This window comes from Modestobacter sp. KNN46-3 (assembly GCF_011039295.1).
The window spans coordinates 1-10,047 of record NZ_JAAKGN010000168.1 but is presented as its reverse complement, the minus strand read 5'-3'; the positions used below and the strand labels follow the sequence as shown (position 1 = coordinate 10,047).

Annotated in this window: 8 protein-coding genes; 2 read left to right on the top strand and 6 right to left on the bottom strand. The window is 75.2% G+C overall.

The annotated features are described in order from the left end of the window. The coding region (locus tag G5C62_RS22940; RefSeq protein ID WP_164702823.1) for a CdaR family transcriptional regulator at positions 1 to 1,344 on the top strand (1,344 nt) is incomplete at its 5' end. A gap of 7 nt (positions 1,345 to 1,351) precedes the next feature. On the opposite strand, the gene G5C62_RS22935 is transcribed toward G5C62_RS22940, so the two are convergent. After that, entirely contained in the window at positions 1,352 to 2,314 is a 963-nt protein-coding gene (locus G5C62_RS22935; protein ID WP_164702822.1) for a YafY family protein, read from the bottom strand. Between the two features lie 91 nt (positions 2,315 to 2,405). On the opposite strand from G5C62_RS22935, the gene G5C62_RS22930 reads away from it, so the two are divergent. Next, entirely contained in the window at positions 2,406 to 2,933 is a 528-nt protein-coding gene (locus G5C62_RS22930) for a DinB family protein (protein WP_164702821.1), read from the top strand. A gap of 21 nt (positions 2,934 to 2,954) precedes the next feature. Here the strand turns inward: G5C62_RS22930 and G5C62_RS22925 are convergent, their stop codons facing one another. The 5 genes from G5C62_RS22925 to G5C62_RS22905 form a co-directional block, all read right to left on the bottom strand. Continuing rightward, positions 2,955 to 3,932: an ABC transporter ATP-binding protein gene (locus G5C62_RS22925; RefSeq protein ID WP_164702820.1), complete on the bottom strand. Its 978-nt coding sequence runs from the start codon at positions 3,930 to 3,932 to the stop codon at positions 2,955 to 2,957. Further along, positions 3,929 to 5,953 (bottom strand): dipeptide/oligopeptide/nickel ABC transporter permease/ATP-binding protein, encoded by a 2,025-nt coding sequence (locus tag G5C62_RS22920; RefSeq protein WP_164702819.1) that lies wholly within the window; start codon positions 5,951 to 5,953, stop codon positions 3,929 to 3,931. The genes G5C62_RS22925 and G5C62_RS22920 overlap by 4 nt, the downstream gene beginning before the upstream one ends. Before the next feature lie 4 nt (positions 5,954 to 5,957). Next, the gene (locus G5C62_RS22915; protein ID WP_197058469.1) at positions 5,958 to 6,986 is read right to left on the bottom strand and encodes an ABC transporter permease; all 1,029 of its coding nucleotides are present in this window, start codon (positions 6,984 to 6,986) and stop codon (positions 5,958 to 5,960) included. A gap of 43 nt (positions 6,987 to 7,029) precedes the next feature. Beyond that, positions 7,030 to 8,613, bottom strand: a complete 1,584-nt coding sequence (locus G5C62_RS22910; RefSeq protein WP_164702818.1) for an ABC transporter substrate-binding protein — start codon at positions 8,611 to 8,613, stop codon at positions 7,030 to 7,032. Between the two features lie 124 nt (positions 8,614 to 8,737). Beyond that, positions 8,738 to 10,047, bottom strand: a 1,310-nt coding sequence (locus tag G5C62_RS22905) for a serine hydrolase (RefSeq protein WP_164702817.1), incomplete at its 5' end; no start/stop codon positions are given.

Sequence of the window (10,047 nt, the reverse complement as noted above, 5' to 3'; positions counted from 1 at the left end):
GCCGGCGCGGGCCGCACCCTGACCACCCGGCCCGGTGGCGGGCAGGGGCAGCGGGGTCCCGGCGATCAGGTCGGTCACACCGCCCATGGTCGGTGCGGTGGTCCCGCCCGGGCTTGGTGCGGGGTGCCGGGCGGGGACCTGTTCGCCCTCGCCAACGCGATCGCCTCGCTGCTGGACGCACCGGTGACCATCGAGGACCGCAGCTCGCACATCCTCGCCTTCTCCGGCCGCCAGGACGAGGCCGACGAGTCGCGCATCCAGACGATCCTCGGTCGCCAGGTGCCCGAACGGTTCACCCGCCGGCTCGAGGCGCACGGGGTGTTCCGGCAGCTGTACGCCACCGACCGCCCGGTGTGGATGTCGCCGGAGGTGCTCGGGATGCCGGAGGTGACCATCGCGCGGGTGGCGGTCGCGGTGCGGGCCGGCGACGAGATCCTCGGCACCATCTGGGCCGCCGTCGACGAGCCGCTGGACCCCTCTCGCGAGCGCAGCCTGGTCGACGCGGCGAAGCTGGTCGCGCTGCACCTGTTGCGGATGCGGGCCGGTGCCGACGTGGAGCGGCGGCTGGCCAGCGAGCTGGTCGCCACCGCGCTGGAGGGCGGGCCGGGCACGGTCGACGCGCTGAGCCGGCTGGGGCTGGCCGACCGGCCGCTGATCGTGCTGGCGATGGGGCTGACCGAGAGCACCGACGAGCACGGCGCACTGACCCTGGCCCGGCGCGAGGCCGAGCGGCAGCGCTCCGCGGACGCGCTGGCGGTGCACCTGACCGCGCTGCACCCCGGCTCCGTCGTCGCCCTGGTCGGCGGGGTCTGCTACGCCGTCCTGCCGGTCGGGGCCGACGCACCGACGGCGGACGTGCGGGCCGCCGCGGTGGCCAGCGAGTTCCTGCAGCGCACCGGAGGCCGGGTGCCCGGGATGATCGGCGTCGGCACCGTCGCGCTCGACGTCTCGGCGCTGACCCGCTCCCGGGACGCCGCCGACCGGGCCCTGCGGGTGCTGCGCAACGGCACCACCTCCCGCCGGGTGGCCCGGGCCGGCGACGTGCACATCGAGTCGCTGATGCTGCAGCTGGCCGACCTGGCCGCCGCCGAGGGGCACCAGGCGTCCGGGCCGGTGGCCCGGCTGGCCGAGTACGACGCCGCACACCGCGCCCAGCTGGTGGAGACGCTGCGTGCCTGGCTGGACGCCTTCGGGGACGCGATCGCCGCCTCCGCGAAGGTGCACGTGCACCCCAACACCTTCCGCTACCGGCTGCGCCGGATCGCCGAGGTCGGCGGGATCGACCTGGGCGACGCCGACTCCCGGTTCGCCGCGATGCTGGAGCTGCGGCTGCTGCGCTGGTGACCGGTGCTCAGCCGGCGACCGCGCGGGCAAACCGCTCCGCCCACTCCGCGAGCCGCTCCCGCAGCTCGGCCGGGGCGACCACGGTGAACTCCGCGCGCACGGCGCCCAGGACCAGCGCCGGCCAGTCCAGGTCGTCGGTCTCCAGGTGCACCCGGCAGCGGTCCGGGCCGTCGTCGGTGACCCGCACCCAGCGGCCGACCCGGTCGCGCACCACCGCCGCCGGGGCCTCGACCACCGCCTCCACGACGGTGGGCGTGCGGAACCGGTCCATGCCGGCCCGGACGAACGCGGCGGCGTCCTCGGCCGGCAGCGGCCGCGGCGCGAACCGCGCTCCGCTGCCCTGCACGCCGGACATCCGGTCGAGCCGGAAGGTGCGCCAGTCGCCCCGGGCCGGGTCGTAGGCGACCAGGTACCAGCGGCGGCCCAGCGGCACCAGCCGGTGCGGCTCCACCAGGCGCCCCGCCGGTGGTCTCCCGGCCGCCGTGTAGGTGAACGCCAGCCGCTCGCCCTCCCGGCGGGCCTGGGCGGCCGCCACCAGCAGTTGCGGGTCGATCGCCGGGCCGCCGTCGGACCAGGGCGCTGCAGGCACCGTCATCGCCTGCAGGGCCTCCACCCGGCGGCGCAGCCGGGCCGGGAGCACCGGCACCACCTTGGTCAGCGCCCGCACCGAGGGCTCGGCCATCCCGACACCCGCCCCGGCCGCCGCGGCCTGCAGGGCGACGGTGAGCGCCACCGCCTCGTCGTCGTCCAGCACGAGGGGCGGCAGCGCCGCCCCGGCGGCCAGCCGGTAGCCCCCGTCGACCCCGGGCCGGGCCTGCACCGGGTAGCCGAGTTCACGCAGCCGCTCCACGTCACGGCGCAGCGTGCGCAGCGAGACCCCCAGCCGGCCGGCCAGGTCGCCGCCGGCCCAGTCGCGGCGGCCCTGCAGCAGCGAGAGCAGGCGCAGCGCGCGGGCGGTGGGATCGGTCATGGGCTCAGGTTGCCACCTGATGCGGACAGGATCTGGCACCGATGCCCGACAGCATCGTCGGTACGAGATCCCGTCGACGAAGGGCACACCGATGACCACGACCGAGACCACCACCGCTGTCACCGCCGAGCGGGCCGACCTGCTCGAGTCGCTCGCCAAGCACCGCTGGTTCCTGGCGCACACGGTGCAGGGGCTGACCGACGAGCAGGCGCGGCTGCGGCCCACCGTCAGCGAGCTGACCCTGGGCGGCCTGCTCAAGCACGTGACCGGCACCGAGCGGACCTGGGCGGAGTTCATGGTGACCGGCCCGACCGTCTTCCCGGCGTTCGACGAGTCGACGGCGGAGGAGTGGGCCGCGGAGTTCGTGATGGGACCGGACGAGACGCTGGCCGGGCTGCTCGCCGAGCAGGCCGCGGTCGCCCAGCGCACCGACGAGCTGGTCCGCACGTTGCCGAGCCTGGACGCCACCCACCCGCTGCCGGAGGCGCCGTGGTTCGAGCCGGGCGCCCGGTGGTCCGCCCGCCGGGTGGTGCTGCACGTGATCGCCGAGATCGCCCAGCACGCCGGCCACGCCGACGTCCTGCGCGAGACCATCGACGGCCAGAAGTCGATGGGCTGACCGACTGCCGGCGCACGCCGGTCAGCTCGTGCGACCGGCCAGTGGCTCGGGTGCCGGCGCGAAGTGGCAGGCGGTGGCGTGCCGATGGTCCGCCGTCGGCTCGGTGGTCCGGCACACCTCCCGCTCCGGGTGGACGAGCGGCCCGACCGGGCAGCGCGGGTGGTACCGGCACCCCGGGGGCGGGGCGTGCGGGTCGGCCGGCTCCGCGGCCGCCACCGCCGCCGGCGTCGGGTCGGCGGCGGACCGGGCCGAGCGGGCGTGCGCGGAGTCGGGCACCGCCGCGAGCAGGTCGCGGGTGTAGGGGTGCTGCGGGTCGGCCAGCACCTGCTCGGCCGGCCCGTGCTCCACGATGCGGCCCAGGTACATCACGGCGATCTCGCTGGCCACGTACCGGACGACGGCCAGGTTGTGCGAGATGAACAGCATGGACGTGCCCAGCTCCCGCTGCAGCCGGCGCACCAGGTTCAGCACCGTGCCCTGGATGGAGACGTCGAGCGCGGAGGTGATCTCGTCGGCGACGACCACCGCGGGCCGGGCGGCCAGCGCGCGGGCCAGCGCCACCCGCTGCCGCTGACCGCCGGACAGCTGGCCGGGGTGGGCGCCGGCCCGGGCGGGGTCCAGCTCGACCAGCTCCAGCAGCCGGGACACCTCGCGCCGCCGGTCGGCCGAGCCGGTGCCCCGCGGCACCGCCTCGGCGATGCTCTCCCCGATCGTCATCCGCGGGTCGAGCGATGAGTACGGGTCCTGGAAGACCATCTGCACCGGCCGCGGGCCCGACCCGTGCCGGATCGGTTCCCCGTCCAGCAGGATCCGGCCGCCCGACAGCGGCGTGAGCCCCACGGCCGCGCGGGCCAGCGTCGACTTGCCCGAGCCGGACTCCCCCACCAGCCCGACGACGGCGCCGTCCGGCACGGTGAGGCTGACCCGGTCGACGGCGGTCATCGCCCGCCGCCGGGAGCCGTACCGGACGCTCACGTCGTCGAACCGCAGCTCGCTCATGCCCGCTCCCCCAGGGAGACCGCGACGGGTGCCGCTCCGGGGACGGCGAGGTCGGCGACCTCGCCGGCGTGCCAGCAGGCCACCCGCCAGCCGGTCCCGTCGTCGGCGAGGGCGGGGTCCTCGGCCGTGCACCGAGCCGACGCCAGCGGGCACCGGGGGGCGTAGGCGCAGCCGGGCGGCTGGTGCGCCGGGTCGACCGGCCGGCCGGGGATGACCGGCAGCGGCGCGTCCAGGTCGACGTCCATGTCGGGCACTGCGGCCACCAGCGCCCGCGTGTAGGGATGGCGGGCGCCGGTGTCGAGCTCGGCCGCCGGCAGGTCCTCCACCACCCGGCCGGCGTACATCACCAGCACCCGGTCGCACACCTGCCCGACGACGGCGACGTCGTGGCTGATCAGCAGCAGCGCCACGCCGTCGGCGGCGCGCACGGCGGCCAGCAGGTCCAGCACCTGCCGCTGCACGGTCACGTCCAGCGCGGTGGTCGGCTCGTCGGCGACGATCAGCGTCGGCTCGCCCATCAGGCCCATGCCGATCATCGCCCGCTGCCGCATGCCGCCGGAGAACTCGTGCGGGTACTGGTGCGCGCGGCGCTCGGCGGCGGGCACCCGGACACTGCGGAGCCGGTCGACGGCGCGGTCCAGCGCCTGCCGCCGGTTCATCCCCTGGTGCTCCTGGGCCACCTCGGCCAGCTGACGCCCGATCCGGCGGGTCGGGTTGAACGACGTCATCGGGTCCTGGAACACCATCGCGAACGAGGTGCCCAGCAGCCGGCGGTGGCTGCGCTCGGACCCGGTCAGCAGGTCGGTGCCCTGGAACTCCAGCCGGTCCGCGGTGACCTCGCCCGGCTGCTCGACCAGCCGGGCGACCGCGAGCGCGGTGAGCGACTTGCCCGAGCCGGACTCCCCCACCACGCCGACCGCCTCGCCCCGGCCGATCCGGAAGCTCACCCCGCGGACCGGGCGCACCAGCCCACCGGGCCCCGGGAAGGTGACCGAGAGGTCCTGGACGTCGAGCACCGGCCGGTCCGCCGCCAGGCCGGGGTCGGTGGCCGGGGTGCCGTCGTCGGTGACGGCGGCCGGCACGGTGTCGGCCCGGGAGCGCCCGGGGACCGGGTACGCCCCGTTCACGGTGGCGGTCAGCCCGATGCCCTTGGCGACCGCCTCACCGAACAGGTTGAACGCCAGCCCGGCGACGACGATCGCGACGCCGGGGGCCAGCGCCGCCTCCGGGTGGATGTAGATGCCGCTGAGCCCGTCCTGCAGCAGCCGCCCCCAGTCGTAGCTGGGCGCCTGTACGCCCAGACCGAGGAAGGACAGCCCGGCGAAGGCCAGCAGTGCGCCGCCGGCACCGATCGTCGCGTTCACCACCAGCGGCTCGCCGATGTTGGGCAGCACGTGCCGCAGGAGCACCCGCACCCGGCCCACCCCGGCGATGCGGGCGGCGGCGACGAAGTCGCGGTCGGCGATCCCGGCGGCCAGCGTGTGGGAGAGCCGGGCGAAGGAGGGGGCACCGGCGAAGCCGATGGCCAGCACCGCCCCGGTCGCCCCCACCCCGAAGACGACGGCGAAGAAGAGCGCCAGCAGCAGCCCGGGGAAGGCGACGGCGATGTCGACCGCTGCGGTCACCAGCCGCCCGGCGCGCCGGCCCAGCAGCAGCGGCGCGGTGCCCAGCAGCAACCCGAGGACCACGGCGATCAGCGTCGCCAGCAGCGCCAGGCCGATGGAGAGCCGGGTGGCCACCAGCACCCGGGCGAACAGGTCGCGGCCCAGGGCATCGGTGCCCACCCAGTGCTCACCGGAGGCGCCCTGCATCGCCGCGGTGGTGTCCACGGTGTCGGCCGCGTCGGACCAGAACACCGGGCCGAACACCGCCAGCAGGAGCACCACGGCCAGCAGCAGGCCCGCTCCGGCGCCGACCGGGGTGCGGAGCACGGCGAGCCAGCGGGCCCTCGCAGCCGACCGCCGGGTGGGGGCGGCGGCCGGCTGGTCGACGGCGGTGGGCGGCACGGGTGCGGTCGTCATCGGCTCAGCTCTCCCGGATGGCCGAGCGCGGGTCCAGCAGCGCGAGCACCACGTCGACGGTCAGGTTCACCAGCAGCACCCCGGCGCCGTAGACGAGCACGATGCCCTGCACCACGGAGTAGTCCTTGAGCAGGATCGAGGAGACGATCGTGCTGCCCAGCCCCGGCCAGGCGAAGACGTTCTCCACCAGCACCGTGCCGGCGACCAGCGCACTGAGCAGCAGCCCGCCCAGCGTGATGGTCGAGGTCAGCGCGTTCGGCATGGCGTGCCGGAGGTAGACCTTCGGCGCCGGGAGGCGTTTGGCCCGGGCGGTGCGCACGTGGTCGGCCTGCAGCACCGAGAGCATCTCCACCCGCAGGATCCGGGCCAGCGCCGCGGCCGGCCCCACGGCCAGGGCCAGCACCGGCAGGACGTAGGAGCTCGCGCCCCGCTGGCCGGCCACCGGCAGCCAGCCCAGCTGGACGCCGAAGACGTAGACCAGGCCGACGCCGAGCAGGAAGTCCGGGACCGCCCCGGCGACGACGCTCGCCGAGGAGAACGCCAGCTCGCGTCGCCGGGCCCGCCCACCCCGGGTGAGCACGCCCATCGCCACCCCGATCGGGACGGCCAGGGCCACGACCACCAGGAACGCCAGCACCGCCAGCTGGGCCGTCGCCGGCAGCCGCTGGGAGATCACCTGCGAGACCGGCAGCCGGGAGGTCAGCGACGTGCCGAGGTCGCCGGTGAGCACGCCCTGCAGGTAGTGCACGTACTGCAGCCACAGCGGGTCGTCCAGGCCGAGGGACGCCCGCCGGGCCGCCACCAGCGACGCCGGCGCGGTCGGCCCCAGCGCGGCCCGGACCGGGTCACCCGGGATCAGGTGGATCATCAGGAACGACGCGGTGACCAGCACCCACAGCGAGACGACGAGCCGGCCGGCGCGCCGGGCGGCGAACCGCAGCCAAGGGCTGTCGAGCGCCGCGTCCACCCCTCGGCGCCCCGCCGTCGCGCCGGTGGCTGCCGTCGCGCCGGTCGCCGTGGTCGTGCTCGTCACCGTCGCCGCCTCTCCGCCGTCAGCGTCGTCGTCCGGGGCCGGGTCAGTCGACCATCCGGATGCTGGTCGGCTGGAGGACGTCCACGACCTCGAACTCCGCGCCGCTGCCGAAGAAGCTCACGTCCTGGTTGGCGAACGGCACGACGTCGGCGTCCCGGACCAGGGCGGCCTCCGCCTCCAGCCAGGTGCCGCAGCCCTCCGTGCCGATCATGGTCATCGCCTCGGCCACCAGCTGGGTGTAGTCGGCGTTGTCGATGGCGGCGAAGTTGTTGCCGTCGGGCACCGTCGGGCCGGACAGGAACGGCACCAGCTGGTCCGGGCTGCTGACGTTGACCGGGATCCAGGCGACGTCCCAGTCACCGGTGCCGAAGATGGTCTCGACCGCGGCGGTCTCGTCCTTCGGCGTCGTCGTGACCTCGGCACCGAGCTCGGTCCAGGCGGCGGCGACGAGCTCGGCGGCCGCGGAGCCCGGCGCGCCCAGGGCGCTGTCGTAGAGGAACGTCAGCTGCAGCCGTTGGCCGTCCTTGCTGCGCACGCCACCGGCGCCGGCCTCCCAGCCGGCCTCGTCGAGCAGCTGCTGGGCCGCTGCCAGGTCGTGTTCGGGCAGCGCGCCGGAGATCGAGTCACCGGGGCAGGACGCCGGGGCGGAGGCGGCGAACGTGGTGCCTGGTCCGCCCCGGCCCGAGGTGATCACCTCGGCCAGCTGGTCCAGGTCGACCGCCTGGGTCAGAGCCATCCGCACCGCCGGGTCGGCCGTGGGGTGGCCCTCGCCGTGGTGGTACCACATCTCGCCGAGCACCGCGGTGACGGTCGCGTCGAACAGGCCCTCTTCCGCCAGCCGCTCGGCGTCCGGACCCAGGATCTGCGCGGCGCTGAGCCCTCCGGACAGCAGCAGGTTCGCCGAGGTGGTCTCGTTGCCGACGACCTGGGCCACGATCTCGTCGGGCATGCCCTCGACGTCGGTGCCGGCGCCGTCGGGGCCCCAGGTGTACCCCTCACGCACGGTGTAGGTGTAGTGGTCACTGGGGACGGCCTCGGTGAGCTCGTAGGGCCCGGTGCCGAGGGTCTCCGCGGCCAGTTGGTCGCGGTCCTCCAGGCCTGCGGCGCAGACCATCGGGACGCCGGCCAGGCCCTCCAGCACGAAGGGCGCGGGCCCGGCCAGGTCCATGGTCACGGTGCCGGTGGCGTCCTCCGCGGTGGCCTCGACGCCGGCCGGCACGAAGACCCCGAGGAAGGGGCTCTGGTTGGCCGGGTCGGCGATCCAGTTGAGGTTCGCCGCCGCGTCGCTCGCGGTGAAGGGCGAGCCGTCGGAGCAGGTGACGTCGTCGCCGATGGTCAGGGTGACGGTCTCGGCGTCGACCGTCCAGTCCTCGGCGATCCCCGAGACGACCTCCCCCTCGCTGTCGATGAACACCAGGGAGTCGTAGGCGAAGTGGCTGAGCTGGAAGAGGTCGCTGGCCGCCGAGGCCTGCGGGTCGAGGTTCCCCGGGTCGGAGGACAGCGCCATGGTGAAGGTGCCGCCGTCCACGACCTCCCCGCTGCCGCCACCCCCGTCGTCTCCACCGCCGCACCCGGCGAGGAGGAGCGTGGCGGCGGAGACGCCGACGCCGGTCCGGATGAGCCTCATGGTGTGTCCTCTCCTGATGCGGCGATTGCGAGAAGGCTGCCGCGCGACAGCCGCAGGTTCTTCGTCCGGGCGGACGAGGCCGACCGCACCGGCTCGTCGTGGGTGACGAGCCGTCCGAGCGGTGTCATCCGGCGACCCGCGGGACGGCGCGGCCGATGTGCATGAACCGGGCGTGCCCGGCGCCGTCGTCGCCGAGGAAGGCGAAGGGCACGTGCAGGCCGGACTGGGCCTGCACCGGGATCAGCGTGTCCGGGGCGAAGGAGACCAGCTCGCTGCGCTCGGGCTGCTCGCCCATCTCCAGGGCGATGTCCTTGGGGCGCATCTCCAGCCAGATCCGGCCGTCGTCGTCCTGGCTGACGACCAGGTCGGCCACCCGGCTGCTGTACGTGCCGGCGTACCGCGTCGCGTCGACCCGGGGCGGGTCGACCGGCGGCACCGGCAGCGCCCGCAGCTGCACGTCGGCCAGCTCACGCAGCACGTGGCCCACGACGTCCCGGTACAGCCCGTAGGGGTCCCCGCCGTTGGTGAGCAGCACGACGGCGACGCCCTGCTCGGGCAGGACCCGCAGGAACGAGGCCTGGCCGATCGTGTTGCCGTCGTGCCCGATGACCGGGGTGCCCTGGCCGTCGAACAGCTCCCAGCCCAGCCCCCAGGCGTCACCCATCACCCGGATGTCGGGGAGCTCCACCTGGCGTTCCTGCATCGCCGCGACCGTGCCGGCGTCCAGGACGCTCGACCCGTCGGCGGCCTTGCCCGCCTCCAGGTGCATCCGGGCGAAGGCGAGCAGGTCCCGCGCCCGCATCGACAGCATCGAGCCGGCCGGGGCGTTGGACCGGGCCATCGCCCACATCGGCGCCGGCACCTCCGCGGCCTCCGGCTCGGGGCGCACGTGGCCGACCGCGACCCGGTGGACGATCGCCTCGTACGGGCTGGCCGCGGCGTGGGTGAGGCCGAGGGGGGTGAACAGGCGCTCCGCCAGGCACTCGTCGAACGGCTTGCCGCGCAGCACCTCCACCAGCCGGCCGAGGAGGCAGTAGCCGGCGTTGTTGTAGGAGAACTGCTCGCCGGGTGGGAAGAGCTGTGCCACGTCGCCGAGCCCGGCGACGTAGCGCTCCAGGGCGTCGTCGCCGCGGCCGGTGTCGGTGAAGACGTCGCCGTCGATGCCGCTGGTGTGGGTCAGCAGGTGCCGCATGGTGACCTGCTTGGCGACGTCGGGGTCGCCGAGCTGCAGCTCCGGCAGCACCTCGACCAGCGGGGCGTCCAGGTCGAGCTTGCCCTCGTCGACCAGCTGCATCACCAGCGTCGCGGTCCAGACCTTGGTGATCGACCCGATCTGGAACACCGAGTCGGTGGTCACCTCCACCCCGGTGCCCAGGTTCAGCACACCGGTGGCGGCCTCCACCAGTTCGTCCGCGCCGCCGTCGGCGCCCAGCC

What these genes read in the sequence shown, in the direction of transcription:
- G5C62_RS22920 (WP_164702819.1), bottom strand. Translation starts at nt 5,953, where the DNA reads ATGACGACCGCACCCGTGCCGCCCACCGCCGTCGACCAGCCGGCCGCC.
- G5C62_RS22910 (WP_164702818.1), bottom strand. Translation starts at nt 8,613, where the DNA reads ATGAGGCTCATCCGGACCGGCGTCGGCGTCTCCGCCGCCACGCTCCTC.
- G5C62_RS22925 (WP_164702820.1), bottom strand. Translation starts at nt 3,932, where the DNA reads ATGAGCGAGCTGCGGTTCGACGACGTGAGCGTCCGGTACGGCTCCCGG.
- G5C62_RS22935 (WP_164702822.1), bottom strand. Translation starts at nt 2,314, where the DNA reads ATGACCGATCCCACCGCCCGCGCGCTGCGCCTGCTCTCGCTGCTGCAG.
- G5C62_RS22930 (WP_164702821.1), top strand. Translation starts at nt 2,406, where the DNA reads ATGACCACGACCGAGACCACCACCGCTGTCACCGCCGAGCGGGCCGAC.